The organism is Cupriavidus sp. USMAHM13 (genome assembly GCF_001854285.1).
Classification (GTDB): domain Bacteria; phylum Pseudomonadota; class Gammaproteobacteria; order Burkholderiales; family Burkholderiaceae; genus Cupriavidus; species Cupriavidus malaysiensis.
The window spans coordinates 781991-807380 of sequence record NZ_CP017751.1 but is presented as its reverse complement, the minus strand read 5'-3'; the positions used below and the strand labels follow the sequence as shown (position 1 = coordinate 807380).

Sequence of the window (25390 nt, the reverse complement as noted above, 5' to 3'; positions counted from 1 at the left end):
CGCCATGCCCGCGCAACACGACGCGATTTCCGCCGCGCCGGCCGAATCCTCCGCACCCTCCGGCACCGACCGCGCCGCCCTGCGCCGCCGCCTGCTGGCGCTGCGCGAGACCCTGCCGCAGCGTGCGCAAGCCGATGCGCGCATCGAGGCCGCCCTGGCGGCCCTGCTGGCGCGCCTGCCGGTGCGCTGCCTCGGCTTCTACTGGCCCATCCAGCACGAGTTCGACGCGCGCGCGCTGCTGGCGCGCTGGCTGGCGGAGGCTCCCGGCCGCGAGGCCGCGCTGCCGGTGGTCAGCGCGCCGGGCGCGCCGCTCGACTTCCACCTGTGGGAACCCGCCACGCCGATGCGCAGCGGGCGCTACGGCATCCCCGTGCCCGACGGCAGCGCGCCGGCGACGCCCGACGCGCTGCTGATACCGTGTGTCGGCTTCAGCGACGGAAAGTTCCGCCTCGGCTATGGCGGCGGCTTCTACGACCGCACGCTGGCGGCGGCCGCGCCACGGCCGCTCGCCATCGGCATCGGCTTCGATGCCTGCCGCGTGGTGCTGCCACCACAGGCGCACGACCTGCCGATGGACTGGATCGTCAGCGAGAGCGGGGCGTTCTAGGCGTTCGGGACGTTCAAGGCGGCCTCGCCGTCGCCCGCGCCCGCCAGCAGTTCGTCGACCAGCGCCCGCATGTGGCGCCAGTGCGAGCCCTCCCAGAAGACGCGCCGGCAATGCGGACAGGTCACGAAGCGCTCATGGCGCGCCAGCACCGCCGACGGCACGCGCCCGTCCGCCTCGGCGCGCGGCAGCGGCGCCAGCGGCACGTTGCAGTCCAGGCATAGCGCGAAGGGGCGCGCGCTGCGCGCGAGGTCGAGCCGCGCGAAGATCTCGCGCACCTGCTGTGCCGGCTTGAGTGTGCGCACGTAGCAGCCATGGTCGATGCCGCGGCGCTTGAGCAGTTCGCGGTCGCGCGTCAGCACCACGCGGTTCTCGCTGGCGGCCAGGCGGGCGATCTCGCGGTCCTCGAAGTGGTTGTCGTACAGCGTGTCGAAGCCGGTCATGCGCAGCAGGTGGGCCAGCCCGCCGAGGTGGGCATCGGCGACGAAGCGCAGCACCCGCAGCGGGCGCTCACGCACGCGCAGCAGCGGCGTGATATCGAGGCGTTCGAAGGTCGGATAGACCGACACGCGGTCGCCGTCGGCCAGCCGGCGCGAAAAGTCGGACGACACACCGTTCACCAGCACCAGCTCGACCTCGGTATGGGGCACGCCCAGCGCCTCGATCATGTGCTTGACGGTGGCGGCGCGCGCGCAGGCGCAGCCGATCTCCCGGCCGCGCTGGTCCGGCGGCAGGAAGTCGTTCAGTTCTTCGTAGAAGCGGAAGGTGGCGTACGCCATCGTGCTTTCCGTCTCGTCACGGCCGTTCGCGCAGTATGGCACCGCCGCAACACAATGTCTGCATCGACCAGACATCCGTTCACGACGCTGCCATATTTCTCCGGCACCCTCCCGGTCTGTCTCAAACAGGGAGAACACAACCATGAGAAGGATTTCCGTCATCGCGGCGGCAGTGATGTCGGTCGCGCTCGCATCGTGCGGCGGCGACGACAACAACAACCCGACCACGCAGGGGTCGACCGAGAAGCCCCAGGCCAGCACGCCACCGACCAAGAACGTCGTCTTCTTCCTCGGCGACGGCATGGGCATGACCACCATGACCGCCGCGCGCATCTACAAGGTGGGCGAGGACGGTGACCTGACCATGGACACGCTGCCCGAGAGCGGCTTCGTGCGGACCTACTCCAACAACGCCCAGGTCACCGACAGCGCGCCGTCGATGGCGGCCTACATGACCGGCGTCAAGATGAACAACGAAGTCATCTCGATGACGCCGGAGACGAGCGCCTTCGACGCCAACGGCAAGGACTACCTGTCCGGCGCCGACAGCACCTGCCCGTCGAGCGGCAACGGCAAGAGCGTACCGACTCTTCTTGAACAAATGAAGGCAGCCGGCTACGGCACCGGCGTGGTCACCACCACCCGTATCACGCACGCTACGCCGGCGGCCACCTACGCCCACATCTGCCACCGCGACGGCGAGAACACCATCGCCGCCCAGCTGGTGCCGAAGGGCGCGGGCTTCAACGGCGCGCTGGGCGACGGCGTCGACGTAGTCTTCGGCGGCGGCCGCAAGCACTTCCAGAACAAGGCCGCGGGTGGTGCCCGCACCGACAATCGTGACCTCGTCGCCGAGTTCAAGGCCGCCGGCTACACCTATGCGGCCAACAAGTCGGACTTCGACAAGATCGGCAGCAGCGCCGCCAAGGTGGTGGGCCTGTTCAACTCGAGCCACATGGCTTACGACCTGGACCGCGACCCGGCTGCCGAGCCGAGCCTGGCCGAGATGACCGGCAAGGCCATCGACGTGCTGGCCGCCAAGAAGAAGGGCTTCTTCCTGATGGTGGAAGGCGGCCGCATCGACCATGCGCTGCACGAGACCACCGCGCGCAAGGCGCTGCAGGACACCGTCGCCTTCGACAACGCGATCAAGGCGGCCATCGACAAGCTCAACGTGATCGACCCGGGCCTGAAGAACACCCTGATCGTGGTCACCGCCGACCATGACCACACCCTGGTCCTGAACGGCTACGCCAAGCGCACCGGCCCGACCACCGACAGCAACCCGGGCGTGCTCGGCCTGGTGAAGAACTACGTCACCGGCATCGCGAACCCCGACAGCAGCGGCAATCCCTTCTCCATCATCGGCTTCGGCAACGGCGAGAACCGCCCGGCGACGCGCACCGCGCTGACCGACGCCGCTGTGTTCGACAAGGCCTACCACCAGGAGGCCGTGATCCCGATGGCGACGGGCGGCGAGACCCACGGCGGCACCGATGTCTTCATCGGCGCCATGGGCAATGGCGCGGCCAGCTTCTCCGGTGTGATGGACAACACCGATGTGTTCGGCCTGATCAAGAAAACGATCGGACTCTAAGCCAACCCGCCACCATTGCACACGGAATAACACCATGAACACCACGATCCGTACCAGCCTGCTGGCGGCTGCCGCCGGCGCCTGCCTGAGCCTGCCCGCGCAAGCGGCCGGCGAGGCCAAGAACGTCATCTTCTTCCTGGGCGACGGCATGGGCCCGACCACCGTCACCGCCTCGCGCATCTACAAGTACGGCGAGACCGGCAGGCTCAACATGGAGTCGCTCAAGCGCACCGCGCGCATCAAGACGTTCTCGAACGACGCGCAGACCACCGACAGCGCGCCCTCGATGGCGGCCTACATGACCGGCGTCAAGATGAACAACGAAGTGCTGTCGATGTCGTCCGATACCAAGGCGGTGGCACCCGGCCTTGATGCCAACAACAACAAGACCATCAACAACTGCCTGCCCTCCAACGGCAAGTCGGTGCCCACGCTGCTGGAACTGGCCAAGGCGCGCGGCAAGGCGGTCGGCGCCATCACCACCACCGAGCTGACGCATGCCACCCCGGCGGCGACCTACTCGCACATCTGCCACCGCGACGCGCAATATGACATCGCCGCACAGGCGGTGCCGGGCGGCGCCGGCTTCAACGCGGCGCTGCTCGACGGCGTCGACGTGCTGATGGGCGGCGGCCGCAACCACTGGACGCCGTACGACGCCACCACCAACAAGCGCGGCCGCGCCGACGGGCGCAACCTGCTGACCGAACTGCAGGCCAAGGGTTACACCGTGCTGTCGACCCGCAACGAGATGATGCAGGCCAGCGGCGGCAAGCTGGTCGGCCTGTTCAGCTCGAACAGCCACCTCGAGTACGAGATCGACCGCGTGGCCGGCAAGGGCGAAGGCGCGACCCAGCCCAGCCTGGCCGACATGACCGCCAAGGCGATCGAGACGCTGTCGAAGAACGGCAACGGCTACTTCCTGATGGTCGAGGGCGGCCGCATCGACCACGCGCTGCACGGCACCAATGCCAAGCGCGCGCTGGAAGACACCATCGCCTTCGACGACGCCATCAAGCGCGCGCTGTCCATGGTGGACCTGTCGAACACGCTGGTCGTGGTCACCGCCGACCACGACCACACCATGACCATCAACGGCTACTCGCACCGCGGCAACCCGATCCTGGGCACGGTCACCGACATCAAGACCAAGCAGACCGCGCTGGCAGCGGACGGTATGCCCTACACCACCCTGGTATTCGGCAACGGCGGCACGCCGCGCAAGCCCACGCGAGACAATCCCGCGCTGGTGGACACCACCGCCAACGACTACCTGCAGGAAGTCGGCGTGAACATGGGCTCGCCCGGCTCGGAAACGCACGGCGGCGGCGACGTGATGCTGTTCTCCTCCGGCCCGGGCAGCGCCCCGCTGAAGGGCACGCTGGACAACACCAAGGTGTTCGGCGTGGTCAAGTCAGCCCTGGGCCTCTGATCCCGTCCTCGATGCCGGCCGGGCGGCTCGTGCCCGGCCGGGCTTGCGCGCGCCGGCCCAGCCGGCGCGCGCCTTTTCACTGCCTCACCCCAGTTGCACGGAATTGATGATGATGAAGCAAGCGATCCGCTCCCTGGCCCGCCTGGCCCCGCACGCGACGCTGGCGCTGGCCGCCGCCGGCGCCGTGGCGGCGCCCGCCGACCAATCCAAGCCGCTCGCGCTGCGCGTGCAGCACGAACTGTCCTCGCTGGGCAGCGACGGCGTACAGCGCGACGTCTCCTTCAGCGAGCGCGTCTACCGCACCGCCGACACGGTGTGGATCGAGCGCGAGCTGCCGCACGGCGCGCACGACGAGGCCGAGCATGCCAAGGGCGACAAGGGCCACAAGCATATGGACGTGTCCGCCGCGGCGCGCTGGATCGAGCGCAAGCCGGACGGCAAGCTGCTGGTGCGCCTGGTCAACGACCACCAGCGCAAGACCTTGGCCGTGGGCAGCGCCGAATACGGCAATATCGGCTTCGACGGCTCCTGGGCCACCGCCAGCCACCTGCTCGATCCGGCCGCGCTGAAGACCATGAAGGCCAGCGGTCCGGTGCGCGACGGCGTGCAGGAATACCGCGCCCGGCGCGGCGACGAACAGGTGACGGTGCAGTGGGACGTGGCCGGCCAGTACCCGCGCCTGGTGCAGACGCGCAATGCCAGCGGCACGCAGAAGAAGGTCACGCGCGTGAGCGCGCTGGCACTGCCCAGGACCGTGCCGTGGAACAAGGCCCAGGGCTACGCGCAGGGCGAGTACGCCGACCTGCTGGACTGAGCCGGAGCACGCGGGCCGAATCCCGCCGGGCGCCGCTCAGCGCCGCTCAGCGCCGTTTGGCATTCTCCATGCGCAGCGCCGCCTCCACCGCCATGCGCGCCCACGGCGTCATCTCGGCGGCCGAATCGAGGCAGGCCGGCGGCAGGCTCAGGTAGTGGCGCAGCGCGACCTCGCGCGCGGCGGTCTGGTAGCGGAAGGGTTCGCTGCCGGCCGCGGCGAAGCGCGGCGCGGTCTCGTCGTCGGCCTTCAGGTAGCAACGCCCGCCGGCCACCAGCGCGAACATCAGGCCATCGTAGAACAGCCCGTGCCCGCCGAACATGCGGCGCGCGCTGAGCGGGCCGACGCGCGCCGCCAGCGGCGCCATCAGGTCGAGCAGGTGCTCGACGAACGGGTCCGGTCGGCGCATGCCCTTGCCGGCGGCCATGGCGGCGGCTTCGCGTTCAGAGCTTCAGGCGCTGCCAGATCGCCTTGGTGGCGCCGGCCGCGTTGAGGGTGTAGAAGTGCAGGCCCGGCACGCCGGCGGCGAGCAGGCGCTCGCACAGCGCGGTGACCACGTCGAGGCCGAAGGCACGGATCGACTCGCGGTCGTCGCCGAAGCTCTCGAGGCGCTTGGCCACCCAGCGCGGCACTTCGGCACCGCACATCTCCGAGAAGCGCATCAGCTGCGAGTAGTTGGTGATCGGCATGATGCCCGGCACGATCGGCACCTCCACGCCCTGCGCACGCGCGTCGTCGACGAAGCGGAAATAGGCGTCCGCGTTGTAGAAGTACTGGGTGATGGCCGAATCGGCGCCAGCCTTGACCTTGCGCACGAAGTTGTCCAGGTCGTGGCGCGGCGACTTCGCCTGCGGATGATATTCCGGGTAGGCCGCCACCTCGATGTGGAACCAGTCGCCGGTCTCGGCGCGGATGAACTCCACCAGCTCGTTGGCATAGCGGAATTCGCCGATCTCGCCCATGCCCGAGGGCATGTCGCCGCGCAGGGCGACGATATGGCGGATGCCGCCGGCACGGTAGGCCTCCAGGATGGCGCGGATGCTCTCGCGCGACGAGCCCACGCACGACAGGTGGGGCGCGGCCTCGGTGCCCTCGCGCTGGATCTCCAGCACGGTATCGAGCGTGCCCTGCTGCGTGGTGCCGCCGGCACCGAAGGTCACGGAGATGTACTTGGGCTGGAGCGGCGCGAGCTGCGCGCGCGTATTGCGCAGTTTCTCCAGCCCTTCCGCCGTCTTGGGCGGGAAGAATTCGAAGCTGTAGTAGCGGTCTTGCATGATGGTGGCGCGCCGCCTTTGGCGCGGCGCGCGGATAGGTTCCGGACCGGGGCGCGTGGCTTCAGTAGCCGCGGCGTTCGCCCAGCAGCAGGCTGGCGAGCAGCCAGGAGATCACGCTGTAGAGGATCGAGCCGAGCAGCGCCGAGCCGAAGCCCTCGACCACGAAGCCCGACAGCAGCCGGCCGACGAACAGGAACAGCAGCGCGTTGATGACGAAGATGAACAGTCCCAGCGTCAGCAGCGTGACCGGCAGCGTCAGGATCACCAGCACCGGCCGGATCAGCGCATTGACCAGGCCCAGCACCAGCGCCGCCAGCATCGCCGAGCCGAAGCTGCGGATATAGATCGACGGCACCAGGTAGGGCAGGACGAACAGCGCGACGGCGTTGATGACCCAGACGACAAGCAATCTCATGGCGGCTCCTTGATTCGGGTTTCCCAGTCCCTCCGCGGCCGGGCGCGGCAGCGGAGAGGGCATCGGGGAGACGGCGGGCGCTGCAGGGCGGACGCATCCGCCGCGCGGCAGCACCTGCCCGCTCCCCCGCCCGCTGCCGCAGGCGCGGCAGCGGGGCGTGCGGCTGGCACGGATCCATGGCGGATCCGTGGCGGATCAGTCGATCAGTAGCGGTAGTGGTCGGCCTTGTACGGGCCTTCCTTCTTGACGCCGATGTAGGCCGCCTGCTGCTCGGTCAGCTCGGTCAGCTGCGCGTTCAGCTTCTTCAGCTGCAGGCGCGCCACCTTCTCGTCCAGGTGCTTGGGCAGCGTGTAGACACCGACCGGGTACTTGCCGCTGTCGCGCTCCAGCCACAGTTCGATCTGGGCGATGGTCTGGTTGGCGAAGGAGCTGCTCATCACGTAGGACGGGTGGCCGGTGGCGCAGCCCAGGTTCACCAGGCGGCCCTTGGCCAGGATGATCAGCTTCTTGCTCGGCTTGTCACCGACCGCGGGGAACACCACGTGGTCGACCTGGGGCTTGATCTCGTCCCACTGGTACTTCTCGATCGAGGCGATGTCGATCTCGTTGTCGAAGTGGCCGATATTGCAGACGATGGCCTGGTCCTTCATCTTGGCCATGTGCTCATGCGTGATCACGTGGTAGTTGCCGGTGCAGGTGACGAAGATATCGCCATGCTCGGCCGCGTAGTCCATGGTCACCACGCGATAGCCTTCCATCGCCGCCTGCAGCGCGCAGATCGGGTCGATCTCGGTCACCCAGACCTGGGCCGAGAGCGCGCGCAGCGCCTGTGCGCTGCCCTTGCCCACGTCGCCGTAGCCGGCCACCACCGCGACCTTGCCGGCGATCATCACGTCGGTGGCGCGCTTGATGCCGTCCACCAGCGATTCGCGGCAGCCATACAGGTTGTCGAACTTGCTCTTGGTCACCGAGTCGTTGACGTTGATGGCCGGGAAGCGCAGTTCACCCTTCTGCGCCATCTGGTACAGGCGGTGCACACCGGTGGTGGTTTCCTCGGTCACGCCGCGGATGGCGGCCAGGTTGCGGCTGTACCACGACGGGTCCTGGGCCAGCTTTTCCTTGATCGCGGCGAACAGGAAGGTCTCTTCCTCGCTGCCCGGCTTGGCGATCAGCGAAGCGTCCTGCTCGGCGCGCGCGCCCAGGTGCAGCAGCAGCGTGGCATCGCCGCCGTCGTCCAGGATCATGTTCGGGGTGCCGCCGTCGGCCCAGTCGAAGATGCGGTGGGTGAAGTCCCAGTACTCTTTCAGCGACTCGCCCTTGAAGGCGAACACCGGCGTGCCGCCCGCGGCGATCGCGGCGGCGGCGTGGTCCTGGGTCGAGAAGATGTTGCAGGAAGCCCAGCGCACATCGGCGCCGAGTGCCTTCAGCGTCTCGATCAGCACCGCGGTCTGGATGGTCATGTGCAGCGAACCGGCGATGCGCGCGCCCTTGAGCGGCTGGCTGGCGGCGAATTCATCGCGGATGGCCATCAGGCCCGGCATTTCGGTCTCGGCGATGGCGATTTCCTTGCGGCCCCAGCCGGCCAGGCCAAGGTCGGCCACCACGTAATCTTGCTTGAGTTCGGTCACAGCGTTCATGTATCACTCCGGTGAAGAGTGGCGACGGTGACGAGTGCGGGAAAGGCGGCACGGCGCGGAATGCAGCGCGTGCGCATGGGTCGACTCGCCTCCGTGCAGACCACGGATCAGCGAGCGCCGTTGAAGACAGTCCGAGCCTGGCGGAAGCGCCCAATCCTGGCGGCGGGCCTGAAAGGGAAGTATCAGGCCGGCACCGGGGAAAGGAGGCGGATCCGTTGCAACGCTCCTCGGAGTGGCGCTATTGTAGCGTGCCCGGCGGCCGTGCGCACCGCCGGGATCCGATTTCTTTGCTGGCATCCGCCAGCCCTTGCCTGCCGCCGCACGCACGCCCGACATGAATCCGACGCCACCTCGCCCCCTCTCGCCACCCCGCGCCCTGACCATCGCCGGCTCCGACTCCGGCGGCGGCGCCGGCATCCAGGCCGACCTCAAGACCTTCGCCGCGCTCGGCTGCTACGGCATGAGCGCGATCACCGCGATCACCGCGCAGAACACGCTCGGCGTAAGCGGCGTGCATGCCATCCCGCCGGCCATGGTGGCCGCGCAGATCGATGCGGTGGCTGGAGATATCGGCGTCGATGCGGCCAAGACAGGCATGCTGGGCAGCGCGGGCATCGTGGAGGCCGTGGCCGCGGCGGTGGACCGGCACGGTATCGGCAAGCTGGTGGTGGACCCGGTGATGATCGCCACCTCGGGCGCCACGCTGTCCGACGACGCCACCGCCGAGGCCATGGTGCGCGAGCTGTTCCCGCGCGCCATGCTGGTCACCCCGAACCTGCCCGAAGCCTCCCACCTGCTGGGCCGGCGCATCGCGCATCGCGCCGAGATGGAAGCCGCCGCGCGCGAACTGCTGGCGATGGGCTGCCGCGCCGTGCTGCTCAAGGGCGGTCACCTCGAGGACGGCGCCGAGAACCAAGGACTGGACGACCTGCTGATGCATGCCGACGGCCGTGTGCGCGTCTTCACCCACCCGCGCATCGCCACCCGCAACCTGCACGGCACCGGCTGCACGCTGGCTGCCGCGGTGACGGCGCAGCTCGCGCGCGGCCAGGTACTGGAAGACGCCGTGGCCGGCGGCCTGGACTTCGTCGCCCAGGCCATCGCCGCCGGCGCCGGGCTGCGGCTCGGCGCCGGCAACGGCCCGCTCAACCACGGCTTCGCCCCGCGCACGCTCGGCTGAGCCCTATCTTTTTTGCACGGAACATCGCATGCAGACCCTGACCGACATCGACCTGCGCCATGACCCCGAGGCCGCGCACTACGTCAAGCACGAAGTGGTGACGGTGGCCTTCGCCACCGCGCCCGGAGAACTGATCAGCCGCGAAGGCCCCAACCGCTACCGCCCGGGCGACGCCATCGTCGCCAGTGCCGGCGGCGACCGCTGGTGCGTCTCGCGCGAACGCTTCGACGCCCGCTATGAGGCCGTGCCGCCGCTGGCGCACGGCGAGGACGGCGCCTACCGCAACCAACCGATCCCGGTGCTGGCCAAGGCCATGAACGCCCCCTTCGCCATCGCGCGCAGCGCCGGCGGCGACGTGCTGACGGGCAAGGCCGGCGACTGGCTGATGCAGTACGCGCCGGGAGACTACGGCATCACGGAGCGGGTGCGTTTCGAGCAGGTGTACCGACGGTACGTCAAGGCCGGCTGAAGCGGCGGGGAAGAGGGATCTGCCGGCCTCGCCCGCAGACAGGATCGGCGAGGCCTGTGCTGGCTATGCGACCCGCCACGGGTGGCCGGCGCCAGCCCCCACCCCCGGCCCCTCTCCCGCAAGTGGGAGAGGGGGGCCAACCGGCGCGGCGCGAATGCCATCGCGCTGGACGAAGCCGACGAGATGCGCCAACACCAATCGCCAAGCACACGGTCTTGGCTCCCTCTCCCCGCATGGGGGGAAGCGGGGGTGAGGGGTGGTCTAGCAAGGCGCCACATCCAGCGAAGCCCTCGGTGTGATCCAGCACACGAGCCCAACACCGGAACCAACGGTGTGATCGAGCACGCGGGCACGAGAACCAAGCCTGCCCCCGTTCAATCCCCGCCGCTGGACAGCGGCACCAGCTTGAACGCTGCCCGCGCCACGCACACCACATTGCCGGCGGCGTCCTTCACCTCGCCCTCACAGAAAGCGATGCGCGCGCCGCGGCGGATGCAGCGTGCCTCCAGCGTCAGCTCACCACGCGCCGCCGCAAGGAAATGGGTGGACATGTCGATGGTGATGACACCGGTCTCCAGCGGCGCGTGGGAGCGCGCGGCACCGCTGAGCGTGAAGTCGAGCGTGGCCATCAGCGTGCCGCCATGCACGTCGCCACGGCTGTTCACCAGCGCTGGATGCGCCGGCAGGCGCGTATGGCACAGGCCCTCCTCCATGCGGACCGGCTGCAGGCCGAAATAGCGCATCAGCGGAACGTCGATGCCGAAGTAGGGCTTGTCGGAGGTGCCCGGCGCTGCCGGCACGATCTCGGGGAGGGTGTAGGAACTCATCTGCATGGCTGGCTTGGCTTGCCTGGGACACGGGCGCGCCGTCCCGCGCGGGACGGCGTCGCAGCGCGCCTGGCGCCTTACTCGATCTCCACCACCGGCTGGCCCTCGGCGACGGCGTCGCCGGGCTGCACCAGGGTGGCCTTGACGACGCCCCCGGACTCGGCCTCGAGCGGGATTTCCATCTTCATGGACTCGATGACCATCAGGACGTCGCCGGCCGCAATGGTAGCGCCTGCGGCGATGGCGATGGAGGAAACATGGCCGCTGACGGCGGCTTCGAACTGGGACACTCGGGACATCAGGCCTCTCTTGGTGGAATTGGGGAGGCTGAGCGGCGTCGTGCTGCGCGTGCCTGCGCTGGGCCAGCGGCTGGAGGACATCCCCGCCCTGCTGCAGCACTTCGTGCGTGCCTGATGCGAGCGCAACCAGATGCCGGTGCCGGAAATCGCGCCCGACGTGGCGCGCCACCTGGCGACGCGGCGCTGGCCCGGCAACTTGCGCCAGCTGCGCCAGAAGATCGAGGAGGCGCTGGTGTTCTGCGACGGCCACCGGCTGCGCGTGGCGGATTTCGCGCGCGGCGAGGGAAGCCTGGCCGCCGTACTGGCCGAAACACCGCCGGCCGGCCTGGCGCCCGTCACCGACCTGCCCGCCACCGCCCTGGTCGCCACCGCCCTAGACGCCACCGCCCTGGACGCACCGGCGCCCGTGGACGCCCCGCCCACGCCGCAGGCCGACGCGCCGCTGCGCGCGCTGGCCCACGAAGCCGTGCTGCAGGCCATCACGCGGCATGGCGGCAACAAGAAGCAGGCCGCCCACGCACTCGGCATCCCGCGCTCCCACCTGTACCAGATCCTGGCGCGCGGCGAGCGCGCCTGAAGCGGCTGCCGCGCGGCGCCGCGGCCCGCCCCGTCAGTCCGCGACCGCGTCCAGCGGCAGCCGCATCGCCACGCGCCGGCGCAGACCGAGTGCGGCCTCGCCCGCGAGCGCCGCCGACAAGTGCGGGCACAGCGCCGCCGGTGCCAGCGCGACGAAGCCCAGCCTCGCATAGAACGGCGCGTTCCAGGGCAGGTGCGAGAACGTGGTCAGCCCAAGCGACACCAGCCCCTGCGCGCGCGCCCACTGCACCACCGCCGCCACCAGCGCGCGGCCGATGCCGCGGCGGGCGTGCGCCGGATGGACGTCCATCTCGTCGAGGAAGGCCTGCGCGCCGGACCGGCTCGCCAGCGCGAAACCGGCCACCGTGCCGTCGCCGGCCTGCGCCACCCACAAGCGGCCCTGCCGCTGGGCATCGCACAGGTCCTGCGCGGGCAAGGTCTGCGCGCGCAGCGCGGGCGGCAGGTCATCGGCAGGAAACAGCGCAGCGGCGGCACGCTCGATGGACGGCAAGGCGGCGAGGTCGTCGATGGCGGCGAGGCGGACCTGGTAGGGCATGGGAAGACAGGGATGAGGCCGGGATGAGGCCAGGATGAGGCCGGGTCGAAACCGATGGCGTGAGCCAGGCCGCCACGGCCTGCCGGCGCCTGCCCTCACCCCCGGCCCCTCTCCCGCAAGCGGGAGAGGGGAGCGAACCGGCGCGAAGCGAATCTCGTCGCGCCGGGCGAAGCCATCCGGATGCGCCCAAGCCGATCGGGAGAGCCAACACGCGCACCCGCGCCGCTCGACAGAACCAACAGGTGTTCCCCCTCTCCCCTCACGGGGAGAGGGCCGGGGAGAGGGGTGGGCTAACAAGGCGCCACGCCCAAACGAAGCCAGCGGTGTGGCCCAACACGCAAGCACAGAATCAAAGCCAACGGTATGGCCCGCCCCCCCCGCGATGCCAGCCATGCCGGCCAGCGCCAGTCCCCGCCCTACCCCGCCGGGAACATCCCCTTCAGGTTTGCCACCGCGGCCGGCACATCGGCCGCCTCGGTGATCGCGCGCACCACGGCCGCGCTGCCCACGCCCGTCGCCAGCACCTGCGGCAGGCGCGCGGCATCCACACCGCCGATGCCGACCAGCGAGGGCACCACCGGCTGCATCAGGCGCACATAGGCCTGGAAACGGCCCAGGCCCTGCGGCGCGGTGGGCATGACCTTGGTGGTGGTGGGGAAGATCGCGCCCAGCGCCAGGTAGCTCGGCCGCAGCGTCGCTACGCGCAGCATCTCGGCGTAGCCGTGGGTGGACACCCCCAAGTGCAGGCCGCTGGCGCGCAGGGCGTAGAGGTCGGCCTCGTCGAGGTCTTCCTGGCCGAGGTGGATGCCGTAGATTCCGCTGCGCGCGCTGTCGTTGCCGTGCGCGGCGTGCCAGGCGACGGCGATGCGCCAGTGGTCGTTGATGAACAGCCGCGAGGCGGAGCCGCGCGCGGCCAGCGCGGCGCGCTCGACTTCGCGCTGCACCGCCTGGGCGTCGTCCGACTTGAAGCGCAGCTGCACGGTCGGCACCGCCAGGGCGACCAGGCGCTCGATCCAGTCGGCGTCGGGCACCACCGCGTACAGCCCCAGGGCGGGGCACGGCGGGAAGGCGGGCGGCAACTGGTCGGGCGCGGCCAGCGCGGGATGGCGCACCTGCGGGAAGCGCGCGAAGGCATCCGGCCAGTCCAGCGTGCCGGTACGCCAGGCTCGCGCCAGGCAAAGCGCGTCATGGGCGGGGAAATGCATCTGCAGGCAGGCCAGCAGCACGGCGACGAAGCCGGGGCCATGCGGCGCGTCACTATCCGCGCCAGCGCCCAGCACCCAGGTGCCCATCGGCGAATGCACGGTGTCGATCCACTGTCCGCCCTCGCGCTCGCTGCAGATCAGCACCGCGCCGGCTGCCGCCACGCGGGCGATCACCGGCGGCTCGGCCTCGCCATCGGCCAGCAGCACGTCATGGTCCTGCAGCAGCGCGGGCGCATCCTGCAGGCGCCAGGCGCGCCAGGCCTGGTCGGCGGCGCCGAAGGTGGCGCCGTGGCGCGCCAGCAGCTGCTGGCGCAATGCGGCGTCGCACGCCGCCTGCACGCCGTGCGCGCTCATGCCGCGCCCCCCGTGCCGGTGGCATGCCAGAACGGCATGCCGACCACCGGCGTGCTGGCCTGCGCGATCTCGCGCTCCGGCATCGGACCGGCCAGGTAGGCAGTGCGGCCCGCGGCCACCGCCAGGGCGAACGCGCGCGCCATCTCCACCGGATAGGCCGCCTGCGCGACCGCCGTATTCAGCAGCACGCCGTCATAGCCCCATTCGAGCACCTGGGCCGCATGCGAAGGCAGGCCCAGGCCGGCATCGACGATCAGCGGCGTATCGGGCAGGCGCTCGCGCAGCACGCGCATCGCATGCGGGTTGACCGCGCCTTTGCCGGTGCCGATGGGTGCGGCCCAGGGCATCAGCGCCTGGCAGCCGACGTCGAGCAGGCGGCGGCACAGTACCAGGTCTTCGGTGCAATAGGGCAGCACCTTGAAGCCTTCCTTGATCAAGGTCTCGGCCACCGCCGGCAGGTTCAGCGTGTCGGGCTGCAGCGTGTAGTCGTCGCCGACCAGCTCGAGCTTGATCCAATCGGTCTCGAACACCTCGCGCGCCATCATGGCGGTGGTGATCGCTTCCTGCGGCGCCAGGCAGCCGGCGGTATTGGGCAGCACCGGCACCGCCAGCGACTTGAGCATCTGCCAGAAGGCATGGCCGCCCTCGCCGTCGCCGACGGCGCCCTGGCGGCGCAGCGCCACCGTCAGCATGGCGGGATGGGAGGCCTCGACTGCGGCCTGCAGCGTGGCCGGCGAGGGATAGCGCGCGGTGCCCAGCAGCAGGCGCGAGTCGAAGGTCTCGCCGTACAGCACGAAGGGATCGCGCGCGGCGGGGCTTGCTTGCAATGTCATCGGTTCAGCCTCCCGTCACGGGTTGCACGAGATCGACGCGGTCGCCGGCGGCGAGCGCGGTGGCCGCATGGGCGGCACGCGGCACGAAGTTGCCGTTCAGCGCCGCCGCGAAGGGCGGCGCGATGCCGGCGCGCGTCGCCGCGTCCGCCAGCGTGGCCGGCGCTTCGAGGGCGAAGGGACGGCCGTTGAGCAGGATTTCCATGGTTTCCATTCGGCGTCAGTGCAGCGTGGCCAGCGGCCTGGAAGCATCGGTCTCGATCATGCCGGGCCAGCGCAGCGCCGCCGGCACGGCGTGCGCGGCGGGATCCCCGCCCAGCAGCGCGCGCACTACGGCGCAAGCCGCCTCGGTCACCGCCGGGGCGATCAGGAAACCATGCCGGTACAGGCCGTTGAGGCGCACCACGCGCGCCTGCTGGTCGACACGGATGGCCGGCAGGTGGTCTGGCCGCGTGGGACGCCGCTGCACATTGAGTTCCAGCACGCGCGCCTCGCCGAAGGCCGGATCGAGCGAGTAGGCCGCCGACAGCAGTTCCAGCGCGGAGCGCACGCTCATCGGCGAATCATCCTCGCTTTCCAGCTCGGTGGCGCCGATCACATAGAGGTCGTTGGGCTTGGGCGCGATGTAGATCGGATAGCGCGGGTGCAGCAGGCGCACCGGGCGGTGCAGCTTGACCTCGGGCGCATGCACGCGCACCACCTCGCCGCGCAGGCCGCGCAGGCCCGGCATGCCACCGGCGGCCTGGGCCGGCCAGTCGCGGCGCGCTCCCAGTCCACGGCAATCGAGCACCACATCGGCGCGGATGCCCAGGCCGGGCAGGTCTCCGGCCTCCACTTCGCCAGCCTCCCACACGCAATGCACGCCTTCGGCCACCGCGCAGTGAAGCAGTGAGCGCAAGGCACCGCGATTATCGAGCTGCCCCTCGCCGGCCAGCAGCAGGCCCTGCTGGAAGCGGCCCGCCAGCGCGGGCTCCAGTTCGGCCACGCCGCGCGCGTCGAGCGCACGCATGCGCTCGGCTACCAGTTCCGGTGGCGCCACCGCGCGCACGCGGCTGGTGAACAGCGACATCTCGGCGCGGTCGCGCGCATGCCATACGACCAGCGTGCCATCTTCCTGGAAGAAGACCGGCTCGGGCAGCTCGGCCACCCAGGCGCGCCACAGGTCGACGCTGGCAATGCCCAGCTCGACGATGCGGCGCTCGGCGATGGCGGATTCCGCCAGCGGGGCCAGCATGGCCGCCGCCACGTGGGCGGCCGAGCCCGCGCCATCCGGGCCCATGCGCTCGACCAGGGCCACGCGCGCGCCGGCGCGTGAAAGCAACCAGGCGGCGATGCGCCCGGACAGGCCGGCGCCGAGAATGGCGACATCAAACGACTGCTGTGTCATGGGATTCGTTGTGCCGGCCGCGCGGGCGCCTGTGCGCCGCGCGGCCGGCCTCCTGTGCATCTGGGAGCGGCCGGCGCGCCAGGCGCGCGGACCGCTCCGGGATCGCGGGCATGCCCGCGTGGCGTGTGGGCCGAAGCCTTACGAGTAGATCTTGCCGCCTTGCTTGACGAACTCGATCGACTTCTCCTGCATGCCCTTCTCGGCCTCGGGCAGCGAGGCGGCGTAGTCGCGCACTTCCTGCGTGATCTTCATCGAGCAGAACTTCGGGCCGCACATCGAGCAGAAGTGCGCGATCTTGGCGCCTTCGGCCGGCAGCGTGGCATCGTGGTACGAGCGCGCGCGCTCCGGATCGAGGCCGAGGTTGAACTGGTCTTCCCAGCGGAACTCGAAGCGGGCCTTGGACAGCGCGTTGTCACGCAGCTGCGCGCCCGGCCAGCCCTTGGCGAGATCGGCCGCGTGCGCCGCGATCTTGTAGGTGATGATGCCTTCGCGCACGTCTTCCTTGTCGGGCAGGCCCAGGTGCTCCTTGGGCGTGACGTAGCACAGCATGGCGGTGCCCATCCAGCCGATGTTGGCGGCGCCGATGCCGCTGGTGATATGGTCGTAGCCCGGCGCGATGTCGGTGACCAGCGGTCCCAGGGTGTAGAACGGGGCTTCGTAGCAGTGCTTCAGCTCCTCGTCCATATTGGCCTGGATGCGCTGCAGCGGCACGTGGCCCGGACCTTCGATCATCACCTGCACATCGTGCTGCCACGCCTTGGCGGTCAGTTCGCCCAGGGTGCGCAGTTCGCCGAACTGGGCATCGTCGTTGGAATCGGCGATGCAGCCCGGACGCAGGCCGTCGCCCAGGCTGAACGACACGTCGTACGCCTTCATGATCTCGCAGATCTCGTCGAAGTGCGTGTACAGGAAGTTTTCCTTGTGGTGGGCCAGGCACCACTTGGCCATGATCGAGCCGCCGCGCGAAACGATGCCGGTGACGCGGTCAGCGGTCAGCGGCACGTAGCGCAGCAGCACGCCGGCGTGGATGGTGAAGTAGTCCACGCCCTGCTCGGCCTGCTCGATCAGCGTGTCGCGGAACATCTCCCAGGTCAGGTCCTCGGCGATGCCACCGGTCTTGTCCAGCGCCTGGTAGATCGGCACCGTGCCGATCGGCACCGGCGAATTGCGCAGGATCCATTCGCGCGTTTCGTGGATGTGCTTGCCGGTGGACAGGTCCATGATGGTGTCCGCGCCCCAGCGGATCGACCACACCATCTTTTCCACTTCCTCGGCCAGCGAGGAGGTCACGGCCGAATTGCCGAGGTTGCCGTTGATCTTGACGCGGAAATTGCGCCCGATCGCCATCGGCTCCAGTTCGGTGTGGTTGATGTTGGCGGGGATGATGGCGCGGCCGGCGGCGATTTCCTTGCGCACGAACTCGGGCGTGATGTCTTCCGGACGCAGCGGCAGGCCGGCGCCCAGCGCGTTGCCGGGGTGCTGGCGCAGCAGCGCCTTGTACTCGGGCTTGTCGTACAGCGCCTGCAGGTTCAGCGATTCGCGCAGCGCAACATACTCCATCTCCGGCGTGACGATGCCGCGGCGCGCATAGTGCATCTGGGAGACATTGGCACCGGCCTTGGCGCGGCGCGGGTTGGTCAGTTGCGAGAAGCGCAGGTGGGCCGTGGCGGGATCGTTGGCGCGTGCGCGCCCGTACTCGGAGGACAGGCCGGACAGGATTTCCGTGTCGCCGCGCTCCTCGATCCACTTGCCGCGCACCGAAGGCAGGCCTGCCTTGAGGTCGATATGCACGTCGGGATCGCTGTAAGGACCCGAGGTGTCGTAGACCGGGATCGGCGGGTTGGCCATCTCGCCCTTCTCGGTGCGCGTGGCGGTCTGCAGGATGGTGCGCGAGGGCACGCGGATATCGGGCCGGCTGCCGGTCAGGTAGGTCTTGCTGGAAGCCGGGTAGGCAAACTTCTGGTCGAGATCGCTGGCGAGCGTCTCGAAGGATGCGGCGGGGGCGGAATTGTTGCGGGCCATAGTGTCGTCCTCTCTCGTGCGGGGGATGGACGAAACCAGGAGCGCGGTGAGCATGCCGTGCCGGCTTGGCCGGGGGGGCATGTGCCTTGCGAAAGGCAGAGCGGTTCGGCTTACATGAAACTTCCCACGCCGGTACTAGCCGGATCGGGTTCGAAGGGACTCTCTCAGCCGCACGGCCCATCCGCGCGGCACCCCTGTTTCATCCAACGGGCTCAATTTAAGCACAAGCGGGGTGCAGGCGCCAGCCTTGTTTCGAAACGGCGCGCCCGCGGGACGCAGCGCGCCGGGGGTGCCGCCACCAAGCGGCTGCGGGGGCACCCCGCGTGCCGCCATGGACCCATGCAGGCTCGCGCGGTGGCACCAGTGCCGCCACGCGCGGCGGCCGGACAGCGCGCCGCCGGCCGCCGCCTTACGGGAATGTCCGGCAAATGGCCTACCATGCCAGCAGCAGGACCGTCGCAACGCAGCCCCAGCCCCTCAGCCAGGAGACAGGACAAGATGACCGACGCCGCCACGCACCGCGTGTTCAACCAGGTGCCCGAGCTGTCCGGGTACAACCTCTTCGCCACCGACCCGGCGCTGCGGACCGCGCTGGACCGGCTGGGCGGCGCCTGGCATGCCGGCGCGCTGGAGGATTTCGGCGCGCGCCTGGGCCAGCCCGAGGTGCTGGAGTGGGGCGCGCAGGCCAACCGCCACCCGCCGGAGCTGCACACCCACAGCCGCACCGGCGAGCGCATCGACCGCGTCGACTTCCATGCCAGCTGGCACAGCCTGCTGGGCCTGCTGCGCGGCCAGCAGCTCCAGGCGCTGCCGTTCTCGCAGCCGCGCGAGGGCGCCTGGGCGGCGCGCACCGCCGGCTATTTCCTGCAGGCCCAGGTCGAGGCCGGCTCGCTGTGCCCGGTCACCATGACGCTGGCCAGCATCCCGGTGCTGGCCAAGGAGAGCGCGCTGTTCGCCGAACTGGCACCGCGCCTGTACAGCGCCGAGCACGACGCCCGCGACCTGCCCTGGCGCGACAAGCGCGCCATCATGATCGGCATGGGCATGACCGAGAAGCAGGGCGGCTCGGACGTGCGCAGCAACACCACGGTGGCGCGCCCGCTGCGCGGCGAGGGACGCGGCGCCGCATACGCGCTGACCGGCCACAAGTGGTTCTTCTCCGCGCCGATGTGCGACGCGCACCTGGTGGTGGCGCGCGTGGGCGCGGAGGACGGGCCGCTGTCGTGCTTCTTCGTGCCGCGCTGGCGCGACGACGGCAGCAAGAACGCGGTGCAGATCCAGCGCCTCAAGGACAAGCTCGGCAACCGTTCCAACTCGAGCAGCGAAGTCGAGTTCCGCGACGCCACCGGCATCCTGATCGGCGAGGAAGGGCGCGGCATCCCCACCATCATCGAGATGGCGACCTACACGCGGCTGGATTGCGTGATCGGCAGCGCGGCACTGCTGCGCGCGGCGCTGGTGCAGGCCCTGCATCACGCGCGCCACCGCATGGCCTTCGGCCGGCTGCTGGCCGACCAGCCGCTGATGGACAACGTGCTGGCCGACCTGGCCTTGGAAAGCACCGCCGCCACGCTGCTGATGATGGAACTGGCCCATGCCTTCGAGCGCGCCGACGGCGACGCGCTGGCCTCGGCCTGGAAGCGCGTGGTCACGCCCGCCGCCAAGTTCTGGGTCTGCAAGCGCACCATCGAGGCCACCGGCGAGGCGATGGAGGTGTGGGGCGGCAACGGTTACGTCGAGGAGAGCCCGATGGCGCGCCTGTACCGCGAGGCGCCGGTCAACTCGATCTGGGAAGGCTCGGGCAACATCATGTGCCTGGATGTGCTGCGTGCGCTGCAGCGCAGCCCGGAGGACGGCGCACGGCTGCTGCAGGACCTGGCCCAGCGCGCGGGCGGCCACCCGGCGGTGCGGGCCGAGCTGGCTTCGCTGCAGGCGCAGCTGCGCGCCGCGCCCGACACGCTCGAAGCCGGTGCCCGGCGTTTCGCCCAGGGGCTGGTGCTGACCGCGCAGGCGGCGCTGATGCTGGCCCATGCCGATGCCGAAAGCGCCGCACTGTTCGTCGCCAGCCGGCTCGGGCACCAGCACGGCCGCGTCTTCGGCACGCTGGATGCGCCGCCCGAGACACTGCGCCGCGTGGCGGCACGCGCCTGGCCGGCCTGAAGCGGGCCGCGGCCGCCGCCGCCGATACACCACGCTGAGACATGAGACGAGGACGGGGCGCGCGAGCGCCCCGTTTTCCTGTGGCGCAGCGAGCCCTTTTGTATCCGGAACGAGATGGCACTTCAGGGGCAGGGGCGGCACGCCGTAAACCGTCACGTGGTAGCGGCAAGCTGAAACAATAAAAAGCGCCGCCTGGATCCCATTCGTCACACGAGGCGGCGCTGCATTCGCATCCGTTCCCCCAATGAACCTGTCCCAACGCTTGTTGCTCACCCTGTCGCTGGCCCTGCTGGCACTGCTCTTCGTCGGCCTTGGCGGCATCTGGCAGATGAGCCGCTCGGAAGAGCGCTTCGAGTACTTCAACGACAACACCCTCACCAGCGTGCGCGACCTCGACACCATGGAGCGCGCCGTCACGGCCATGCGGGTGGCGCTCTACCGCCATGCGCTCGCCGATACCCCGGAACTGAAAAGCGAAGCAGAAGGCATGCTGGCCGATGCCGCCAAGAGCTTCGAGACCGCCCTCTCCAAGTACGAGCGCGAGGACATCTCCGACGACACCGACCGCAAGATGCTCGAGACCGACCGCGCAGCCATGTCGCGCTACCGCGCCGCGCAGGGACCGTTCCTGGAGAAATCGCGCGCCAGCGGCGACGCCGAAACGCACCTGATGCTGGTGCGCGGCGAACTCGACCAGGCCTCCGCCGCGCTGCGCAAGGCCATCCTCGATCACGGCGACTACAATGCGCGCATGGGTGCCGAGCTGGTCGCCAGCAACAAGGCCGCCTACACCTTCGCGGTGCGCGCCTTCTCGATCGCCATCGCGATGGCCATCCTGATCACCGCCGTGCTCGCCTTCTCGCTCTACCGCCGCATCCATGACAGCCTGGCACAGATCCAGGGCTCGCTCGAACACGTCAGCACGACGCTCGACCTCGGCCACCGCGCCACGGTGGGCCGGCTGGACGAGGTAGGCCGTACCGCCGACGCCTTCAACCGCCTGGTGGAGCGCGTCGCCGCCACGCTGGGCGAAGTGCGGCGCTCGACCGAGTCGGTGACGGTGGCGGCCAGCCAGATCGCCGCGGGCAACACCGATCTCTCCTCGCGCACCGAGCAGCAGGCCGCGTCGCTGGAAGAAACCGCATCGAGCATGGAAGAGCTGACCACCACGGTCAAGCACAATGCCGACAACGCGCGCCAGGCCAGCTCGCTGGCCGCCAATGCCGCCAGCGTGGCCGAACAAGGCAGCGCCTCGGTGCAGCAGATGGCCAGCACCATGACCGCCATCAGCGACAACGCCGGCCGCATCGCCGAGATCACCGGACTGATCGAGGGCATCGCCTTCCAGACCAACATCCTGGCACTGAACGCAGCGGTGGAAGCTGCGCGCGCGGGCGAGCAGGGGCGCGGCTTCGCCGTGGTGGCCGGCGAGGTGCGCAGCCTGGCCCAGCGCTCGTCGAGCGCGGCCAAGGAAATCAAGGAACTGATCGACACCTCGGTAACGACCGTGCGTGAAGGCTCGCAGCAGGCGGAGAGCGTCGGCGGCACCATGGAGGAGATCCGCCAGGCGGTGAAGCGCGTGTCGGACATCATCGCGGAGATCGCCGCCGCTTCCGGCGAACAGAGCGCGGGCATCACCCAGGTGAACCAGGCGGTCGGCCAGATGGACCAGGTCACGCAGCAGAACGCCGCGCTGGTGGAGGAAGCCGCGGCCGCGGCGCAGTCGCTCGACGACCAGGCGGCCAAGCTGCGCGAGGCGGTCGGCGCCTTCCGCCTGGCCGCGGCCTGAGCGGAGCCTCGGCCCGGACCGAGGCATGGGGCGCGGTGCCGCAGCACCCTGCCCCGCCGCCCCGTCGGCATCCGGGCGTAGCGACTCAGGCCTCCAGCGCCGGCTCGGGCAGCCGCAGCGTGACGTGCGGCGCGAAGCGGATCAGGTCGTGCGCGCGCTCGCCGATCATGATGGCCGGGGCATTGGTGCTGCCGCCGACCAGCGTCGGCATGATCGACGCATCCACCACGCGCAGCGCCTGCACACCGCGCACCCGCAGTTGCGGATCGACCACCGCCCGCGTGTCCATGCCCATGCGGCAGGTGCCGACCGGATGGTAGATGGTGTCGGCGCGGGCACGGATGAAGGCGCGCACCGCATCGTCGTCGCTGCCATCGGCGCGCAGGCCGGCGGAATACAGTTCCTTGCCGCCGAGTGCGGCCAGCTGCGGCATGGCGAAGATGCTGCGCACGATGCGCACGCCGGCGACGAGATCGTCGAGGTCGCGCACGTCGGACAGGTAGCCGGGGTCGATGCGCGGCGCAGCCCGCATATCGGGCGAGGCCAGCCTGACCTCGCCGCGGCTGCGCGGCCGCAGCAGGCAGACGTGGCAGGAATAGCCGTGGCCGAGGTGCATCCTGCGCAGGTGGTCGTCGGCCATGGCGACGACGAAATGCAGTTGCAGATCCGGCTCGTCGAGCCCCGCACGGCTGCACACGAAGGCGCCGGCCTCGGCATAGTTGGAGCTGAGCATGCCGCTGCGGTCGCGCCGGTAGCGCAGGATCTCGCCCAGCAGGCGGAACACGCCGCCCAGCGACACCCCGAACAGTTCCGGCGAACCCACGCGCTTGTGCAGCGCCACCCCGAGGTGGTCCTGCAGGTTGCCGCCAACGCCCGGCAGGTCGTGCACCATGGGAATGCCGAACTCGCCGAGGTGCCGCGCCGGCCCCACGCCGGAGACCATCAGCAGTTGCGGCGAACCGAAGGCGCCGGCACTGACGATCACTTCACGGCGCGCCCGAATCAGTTGCTCGCGGCCGTCCTGCCGGACCATCACGCCGATGGCGCGCCGGCCGGCGAAGGCGATGCGCAGGACCGGCAGGCCGGCCAGCACGTGCAGGTTGGCGCGACCGCCGTTGCAGGCCGCGCCGCCGCGGCCGCCGTGCAGGTAGGCGCGCGCCGCGTTCCAGCGTTCGCCGCCGTGCTGCGTGACCTGGTACCAGCCGGCGCCTTGCTGGGTTTCGCCGTTGAAGTCGTCGTTGTACGGATAGCCCGCTTGCTGCGCGGCTTCGATGAAACGCTGGCCGAAGGGATTGGGCGTGCGCAGGTCGCTTACTTGCTGCGGTCCGCTGCCGCCGTGCAGCGGGTGGTCGTCGCGCCCGTCCACGCGCACATTGCATTCGGCCCGGCGGAAGTAAGGCAGCACGTCGTCCCAGGACCATCCATCGCACCCCGCCGCGGCCCAGTCGTCGTAGTCACCGGGGCGGCCGCGCAGGTAGATCATGCCATTGAGGGAGGAGCTGCCGCCCAGGCCACGCCCGCGCGGCTGGTAGCCGCGGCGGCCGTCGAGGCCGGGCTGCGGCACCGTGGCATAGCCATAGTTGCGTGCCCCCGCGCGGGGCAGCAGCGCGGCGTAGCCGGCCGGCGTCCACACCAGCGTGTGGTGGTCGCGCCCTCCGGCCTCCACCAGGGCGATGCTGTCGCCGCCACTGTCCGCCAGGCGTCCCGCCAGGGCGCAGCCAGCGGAGCCTGCGCCGACGATGACGAAATCGAATTCGCGTTCCATCTGTTCCCCCGCCTGCGCGCCGCCTTGTCCTGCAAGGCAGTCATCCGGTGCGGGCGCCGCCCCGCGGTCTTGCCGTCGGGACCGCATGCGCCACGAGAACCAGTGTAGGCGTTCGCGCCGCTGCTGGGAATGGCACCGGGGTCATGCACGAGCGCCGCTGTGCGGGCGTTCGCACGGCGGGAGGAACAAGCCGGGGACGGGTGCCGGCCGGGGCATGGTGCCGGCCCGGCGCGGGCGGGCTCAGCCGGCCAGCATCGGCCGTCCGAGCATGCGCGACAGCACCGCCTCGGGCGAATGCGTGTGGTCGGAGATGGCCTTGGGCGCCAGGTAGAAGGTCTGTTCCATCATCGCGCGGCCGCGCATCGCCGCATGCAGGACCTGGTCGCTGAAGACGATCCAGGTCGAGCCGGGCGGGAAGTGGAACTCCTGCTGCGGCACCTGCGCCTGGTAGTCCAGGTCGGCCTTGGCGAGGTCGTGCAGCTGCAGCATGCGATGGTCGTATTCCGAACGCCTGCGCTTGGTGATGTGGAGCTGCTTCATCAGCCATGCCTGGCCCGGCCACATGCCGCGCGTCTGCGGCACGAAGCGGCGCGCGAAGTCGCCGAAGGGCTCGCCCACGCGCCAGACGCGCGGCGCGTCCGGGTCGATGTTGTGGAACACGCGCAGCAGGCGCTGCCCGAGCAGCGGATTGGAGGGGAAGGAATCCACGTGCAGCCGCGTATCGTCCTTGCGCCAGCTCACCGGCCGCCCGGCGATCTCGCTGGGCCGCAGCGAGGTGCCGGCGCGCTTCATGTGCGGACCGTACTCGGGGAACAGGGTCAGCACCAGCTTCTCGCTGTACTCGGCATAGCGCCGCACCAGCGCCGACATGGCGGCCAGGTCGGCTGCGCTGCCCACCGCGCCGCGCACAGCGCCGCTGTCGGCACGCAGGTTGATGTTCTTGGACTTGCCGTCCGACCAGCGGCTGTCGAGGAAGCGCTCCTCGCCCGGCTCGAAGTGGAACTTCAACTCGGGAAAGTACAGCACGCAGCCCTGCTCCAGTTCACGGCGCAACGCCGCCGCAGTCGCCGGTGAAACCTGCGGCTGCCAATCGGTGTAGGGCTGGGGACGGATCAGGTCGAGCGCGGGCGCGGCGGCCTGGGAACGATCGGCCGGCGACGGGGCGCGGGTCTGGGCAGTAGCCATGGCAATCCTTGATGGGCTGGCGGCCGGCAGTGGGCACGGCAACCACCGCGCGCGCGGCGGCGCGGCCCGGCCACGCGATGGCGGCATTCTACCCCGCCCTATCCGGAGCGGTGCCGGCGCCGCGTGCGCCGCTTGACCTCGGACAAGGGGGGCGCCGGCGTCCCGGCCGCCCGCGGCTGAAACGAAAACGCCGCCCCGGGGGGCGGCGTCGGGTGACGTCTGATCGCGCCTGATGGC

At 70.2% G+C, this 25390-nt stretch carries 24 protein-coding genes and 2 riboswitches; of the genes, 9 read left to right on the top strand and 15 right to left on the bottom strand.

Annotated features, from left to right (window positions below; genetic code table 11):
* The first annotated feature begins 4 nt into the window (after window positions 1-4).
* Window positions 5-607: a 5-formyltetrahydrofolate cyclo-ligase gene (locus BKK81_RS03625; protein ID WP_071010803.1), complete on the top strand. Its 603-nt coding sequence runs from the start codon at window positions 5-7 to the stop codon at window positions 605-607.
* On the opposite strand, the gene BKK81_RS03620 is transcribed toward BKK81_RS03625, so the two are convergent.
* On the bottom strand, window positions 604-1383 hold the full coding sequence (locus BKK81_RS03620; RefSeq protein WP_071010802.1) for a Mut7-C RNAse domain-containing protein: 780 nt from the start codon (window positions 1381-1383) through the stop codon (window positions 604-606). The genes BKK81_RS03625 and BKK81_RS03620 overlap by 4 nt on opposite strands.
* A 142-nt stretch (window positions 1384-1525) precedes the next feature.
* Here BKK81_RS03620 and BKK81_RS03615 point away from each other — a divergent pair, with 142 nt between their 5' ends.
* The 3 genes from BKK81_RS03615 (at window position 1526) to BKK81_RS03605 (ending at window position 5226) form a co-directional block, all read left to right on the top strand.
* A complete protein-coding gene (locus BKK81_RS03615) occupies window positions 1526-2980 on the top strand; it encodes an alkaline phosphatase (protein ID WP_071010801.1) in 1455 nt (484 codons plus the stop codon).
* Between the two features lie 34 nt (window positions 2981-3014).
* Window positions 3015-4412: an alkaline phosphatase gene (locus BKK81_RS03610; RefSeq protein ID WP_071010800.1), complete on the top strand. Its 1398-nt coding sequence runs from the start codon at window positions 3015-3017 to the stop codon at window positions 4410-4412.
* 106 nt (window positions 4413-4518) lie between these two features.
* The gene (locus BKK81_RS03605; protein ID WP_083383919.1) at window positions 4519-5226 is read left to right on the top strand and encodes a hypothetical protein; all 708 of its coding nucleotides are present in this window, start codon (window positions 4519-4521) and stop codon (window positions 5224-5226) included.
* A gap of 46 nt (window positions 5227-5272) precedes the next feature.
* Here BKK81_RS03605 and BKK81_RS03600 read toward each other — a convergent pair whose 3' ends face one another.
* The 4 genes from BKK81_RS03600 to ahcY form a co-directional block, all read right to left on the bottom strand.
* Window positions 5273-5632 carry a TfoX/Sxy family protein gene (locus BKK81_RS03600; protein WP_071016004.1) on the bottom strand — a complete coding sequence of 120 codons (360 nt, stop codon included), beginning with the start codon at window positions 5630-5632 and terminating at the stop codon, window positions 5273-5275.
* A 34-nt stretch (window positions 5633-5666) separates the two neighbouring features.
* Complete coding sequence (gene metF, locus BKK81_RS03595) at window positions 5667-6497, bottom strand: methylenetetrahydrofolate reductase [NAD(P)H] (protein ID WP_071010799.1); 831 nt, start codon at window positions 6495-6497, stop codon at window positions 5667-5669.
* Between the two features lie 61 nt (window positions 6498-6558).
* Window positions 6559-6912 (bottom strand): phage holin family protein, encoded by a 354-nt coding sequence (locus tag BKK81_RS03590; RefSeq protein ID WP_071010798.1) that lies wholly within the window; start codon window positions 6910-6912, stop codon window positions 6559-6561.
* 203 nt (window positions 6913-7115) lie between these two features.
* Window positions 7116-8549: an adenosylhomocysteinase gene (gene ahcY / locus BKK81_RS03585; protein WP_071010797.1), complete on the bottom strand. Its 1434-nt coding sequence runs from the start codon at window positions 8547-8549 to the stop codon at window positions 7116-7118.
* 105 nt (window positions 8550-8654) lie between these two features.
* A riboswitch (S-adenosyl-L-homocysteine riboswitch) is annotated at window positions 8655-8784 on the bottom strand.
* A gap of 99 nt (window positions 8785-8883) precedes the next feature.
* Here ahcY and thiD point away from each other — a divergent pair.
* Window positions 8884-9729 carry a bifunctional hydroxymethylpyrimidine kinase/phosphomethylpyrimidine kinase gene (thiD, locus tag BKK81_RS03580; RefSeq protein ID WP_071010796.1) on the top strand — a complete coding sequence of 282 codons (846 nt, stop codon included), beginning with the start codon at window positions 8884-8886 and terminating at the stop codon, window positions 9727-9729.
* Between the two features lie 28 nt (window positions 9730-9757).
* Window positions 9758-10198, top strand: a complete 441-nt coding sequence (locus BKK81_RS03575; protein WP_071010795.1) for a PGDYG domain-containing protein — start codon at window positions 9758-9760, stop codon at window positions 10196-10198.
* A 374-nt stretch (window positions 10199-10572) separates the two neighbouring features.
* Here BKK81_RS03575 and BKK81_RS03570 read toward each other — a convergent pair whose 3' ends face one another.
* Window positions 10573-11025 (bottom strand): PaaI family thioesterase, encoded by a 453-nt coding sequence (locus tag BKK81_RS03570; protein WP_071016002.1) that lies wholly within the window; start codon window positions 11023-11025, stop codon window positions 10573-10575.
* Window positions 11026-11102: 77 nt separating this feature from the next.
* Window positions 11103-11324 carry an acetyl-CoA carboxylase biotin carboxyl carrier protein subunit gene (locus tag BKK81_RS03565; RefSeq protein WP_071010794.1) on the bottom strand — a complete coding sequence of 74 codons (222 nt, stop codon included), beginning with the start codon at window positions 11322-11324 and terminating at the stop codon, window positions 11103-11105.
* A gap of 130 nt (window positions 11325-11454) precedes the next feature.
* On the opposite strand from BKK81_RS03565, the gene BKK81_RS36260 reads away from it, so the two are divergent.
* Window positions 11455-11901 (top strand): helix-turn-helix domain-containing protein, encoded by a 447-nt coding sequence (locus tag BKK81_RS36260; RefSeq protein WP_071010793.1) that lies wholly within the window; start codon window positions 11455-11457, stop codon window positions 11899-11901.
* A 33-nt stretch (window positions 11902-11934) separates the two neighbouring features.
* Here the strand turns inward: BKK81_RS36260 and BKK81_RS03555 are convergent, their stop codons facing one another.
* The 6 genes from BKK81_RS03555 to thiC form a co-directional block, all read right to left on the bottom strand.
* Window positions 11935-12456, bottom strand: coding sequence for a GNAT family N-acetyltransferase (locus tag BKK81_RS03555; RefSeq protein WP_071010792.1), 522 nt, complete (start codon window positions 12454-12456; stop codon window positions 11935-11937).
* Window positions 12457-12872: 416 nt separating this feature from the next.
* On the bottom strand, window positions 12873-14015 hold the full coding sequence (locus tag BKK81_RS03550) for a thiamine phosphate synthase (protein ID WP_071010791.1): 1143 nt from the start codon (window positions 14013-14015) through the stop codon (window positions 12873-12875).
* Window positions 14012-14848: a thiazole synthase gene (locus tag BKK81_RS03545; RefSeq protein ID WP_071010790.1), complete on the bottom strand. Its 837-nt coding sequence runs from the start codon at window positions 14846-14848 to the stop codon at window positions 14012-14014. The genes BKK81_RS03550 and BKK81_RS03545 overlap by 4 nt, the downstream gene beginning before the upstream one ends.
* Before the next feature lie 4 nt (window positions 14849-14852).
* A complete protein-coding gene (gene thiS, locus BKK81_RS03540; RefSeq protein ID WP_071010789.1) occupies window positions 14853-15050 on the bottom strand; it encodes a sulfur carrier protein ThiS in 198 nt (65 codons plus the stop codon).
* A 15-nt stretch (window positions 15051-15065) separates the two neighbouring features.
* On the bottom strand, window positions 15066-16232 hold the full coding sequence (locus BKK81_RS03535) for an FAD-dependent oxidoreductase (RefSeq protein WP_071010788.1): 1167 nt from the start codon (window positions 16230-16232) through the stop codon (window positions 15066-15068).
* Window positions 16233-16370: 138 nt separating this feature from the next.
* A complete protein-coding gene (gene thiC, locus BKK81_RS03530; RefSeq protein WP_071010787.1) occupies window positions 16371-18254 on the bottom strand; it encodes a phosphomethylpyrimidine synthase ThiC in 1884 nt (627 codons plus the stop codon).
* A gap of 104 nt (window positions 18255-18358) precedes the next feature.
* A riboswitch (TPP riboswitch) is annotated at window positions 18359-18460 on the bottom strand.
* Between the two features lie 292 nt (window positions 18461-18752).
* Between thiC and BKK81_RS03525 the strand changes: the two genes are divergently transcribed.
* Together BKK81_RS03525 and BKK81_RS36815 are read left to right on the top strand one after the other, a co-directional pair.
* Window positions 18753-20414 carry an acyl-CoA dehydrogenase family protein gene (locus tag BKK81_RS03525; RefSeq protein ID WP_071010786.1) on the top strand — a complete coding sequence of 554 codons (1662 nt, stop codon included), beginning with the start codon at window positions 18753-18755 and terminating at the stop codon, window positions 20412-20414.
* Between the two features lie 244 nt (window positions 20415-20658).
* Window positions 20659-22203: a methyl-accepting chemotaxis protein gene (locus BKK81_RS36815; RefSeq protein WP_071010785.1), complete on the top strand. Its 1545-nt coding sequence runs from the start codon at window positions 20659-20661 to the stop codon at window positions 22201-22203.
* Window positions 22204-22288: 85 nt separating this feature from the next.
* On the opposite strand, the gene BKK81_RS03515 is transcribed toward BKK81_RS36815, so the two are convergent.
* Together BKK81_RS03515 and BKK81_RS03510 are read right to left on the bottom strand one after the other, a co-directional pair.
* Window positions 22289-23968, bottom strand: coding sequence for a GMC family oxidoreductase (locus tag BKK81_RS03515; protein ID WP_071010784.1), 1680 nt, complete (start codon window positions 23966-23968; stop codon window positions 22289-22291).
* A gap of 240 nt (window positions 23969-24208) precedes the next feature.
* A complete protein-coding gene (locus BKK81_RS03510; protein ID WP_071010783.1) occupies window positions 24209-25153 on the bottom strand; it encodes a Kdo hydroxylase family protein in 945 nt (314 codons plus the stop codon).
* Window positions 25154-25390 lie beyond the last annotated feature (237 nt).

Bases quoted from the DNA above. Each gene is read 5' to 3' on its own strand.
- BKK81_RS36260 (WP_071010793.1), top strand. From the start codon at position 11,455: ATGCCGGTGCCGGAAATCGCGCCCGACGTGGCGCGCCACCTGGCGACG.
- BKK81_RS03525 (WP_071010786.1), top strand. From the start codon at position 18,753: ATGACCGACGCCGCCACGCACCGCGTGTTCAACCAGGTGCCCGAGCTG.
- metF (WP_071010799.1), bottom strand. From the start codon at position 6,497: ATGCAAGACCGCTACTACAGCTTCGAATTCTTCCCGCCCAAGACGGCG.
- BKK81_RS03515 (WP_071010784.1), bottom strand. From the start codon at position 23,968: ATGGAACGCGAATTCGATTTCGTCATCGTCGGCGCAGGCTCCGCTGGC.
- BKK81_RS03535 (WP_071010788.1), bottom strand. From the start codon at position 16,232: ATGACACAGCAGTCGTTTGATGTCGCCATTCTCGGCGCCGGCCTGTCC.
- BKK81_RS03620 (WP_071010802.1), bottom strand. From the start codon at position 1,383: ATGGCGTACGCCACCTTCCGCTTCTACGAAGAACTGAACGACTTCCTG.
- thiD (WP_071010796.1), top strand. From the start codon at position 8,884: ATGAATCCGACGCCACCTCGCCCCCTCTCGCCACCCCGCGCCCTGACC.
- thiC (WP_071010787.1), bottom strand. From the start codon at position 18,254: ATGGCCCGCAACAATTCCGCCCCCGCCGCATCCTTCGAGACGCTCGCC.
- ahcY (WP_071010797.1), bottom strand. From the start codon at position 8,549: ATGAACGCTGTGACCGAACTCAAGCAAGATTACGTGGTGGCCGACCTT.
- BKK81_RS03600 (WP_071016004.1), bottom strand. From the start codon at position 5,632: ATGCGCCGACCGGACCCGTTCGTCGAGCACCTGCTCGACCTGATGGCG.
- BKK81_RS03610 (WP_071010800.1), top strand. From the start codon at position 3,015: ATGAACACCACGATCCGTACCAGCCTGCTGGCGGCTGCCGCCGGCGCC.
- BKK81_RS03545 (WP_071010790.1), bottom strand. From the start codon at position 14,848: ATGACATTGCAAGCAAGCCCCGCCGCGCGCGATCCCTTCGTGCTGTAC.
- BKK81_RS03605 (WP_083383919.1), top strand. From the start codon at position 4,519: ATGATGATGAAGCAAGCGATCCGCTCCCTGGCCCGCCTGGCCCCGCAC.
- BKK81_RS03590 (WP_071010798.1), bottom strand. From the start codon at position 6,912: ATGAGATTGCTTGTCGTCTGGGTCATCAACGCCGTCGCGCTGTTCGTC.
- BKK81_RS03625 (WP_071010803.1), top strand. From the start codon at position 5: ATGCCCGCGCAACACGACGCGATTTCCGCCGCGCCGGCCGAATCCTCC.
- BKK81_RS03575 (WP_071010795.1), top strand. From the start codon at position 9,758: ATGCAGACCCTGACCGACATCGACCTGCGCCATGACCCCGAGGCCGCG.
- BKK81_RS36815 (WP_071010785.1), top strand. From the start codon at position 20,659: ATGAACCTGTCCCAACGCTTGTTGCTCACCCTGTCGCTGGCCCTGCTG.
- BKK81_RS03555 (WP_071010792.1), bottom strand. From the start codon at position 12,456: ATGCCCTACCAGGTCCGCCTCGCCGCCATCGACGACCTCGCCGCCTTG.
- BKK81_RS03565 (WP_071010794.1), bottom strand. From the start codon at position 11,324: ATGTCCCGAGTGTCCCAGTTCGAAGCCGCCGTCAGCGGCCATGTTTCC.
- BKK81_RS03510 (WP_071010783.1), bottom strand. From the start codon at position 25,153: ATGGCTACTGCCCAGACCCGCGCCCCGTCGCCGGCCGATCGTTCCCAG.
- BKK81_RS03550 (WP_071010791.1), bottom strand. From the start codon at position 14,015: ATGAGCGCGCACGGCGTGCAGGCGGCGTGCGACGCCGCATTGCGCCAG.
- BKK81_RS03615 (WP_071010801.1), top strand. From the start codon at position 1,526: ATGAGAAGGATTTCCGTCATCGCGGCGGCAGTGATGTCGGTCGCGCTC.
- BKK81_RS03570 (WP_071016002.1), bottom strand. From the start codon at position 11,025: ATGAGTTCCTACACCCTCCCCGAGATCGTGCCGGCAGCGCCGGGCACC.
- thiS (WP_071010789.1), bottom strand. From the start codon at position 15,050: ATGGAAATCCTGCTCAACGGCCGTCCCTTCGCCCTCGAAGCGCCGGCC.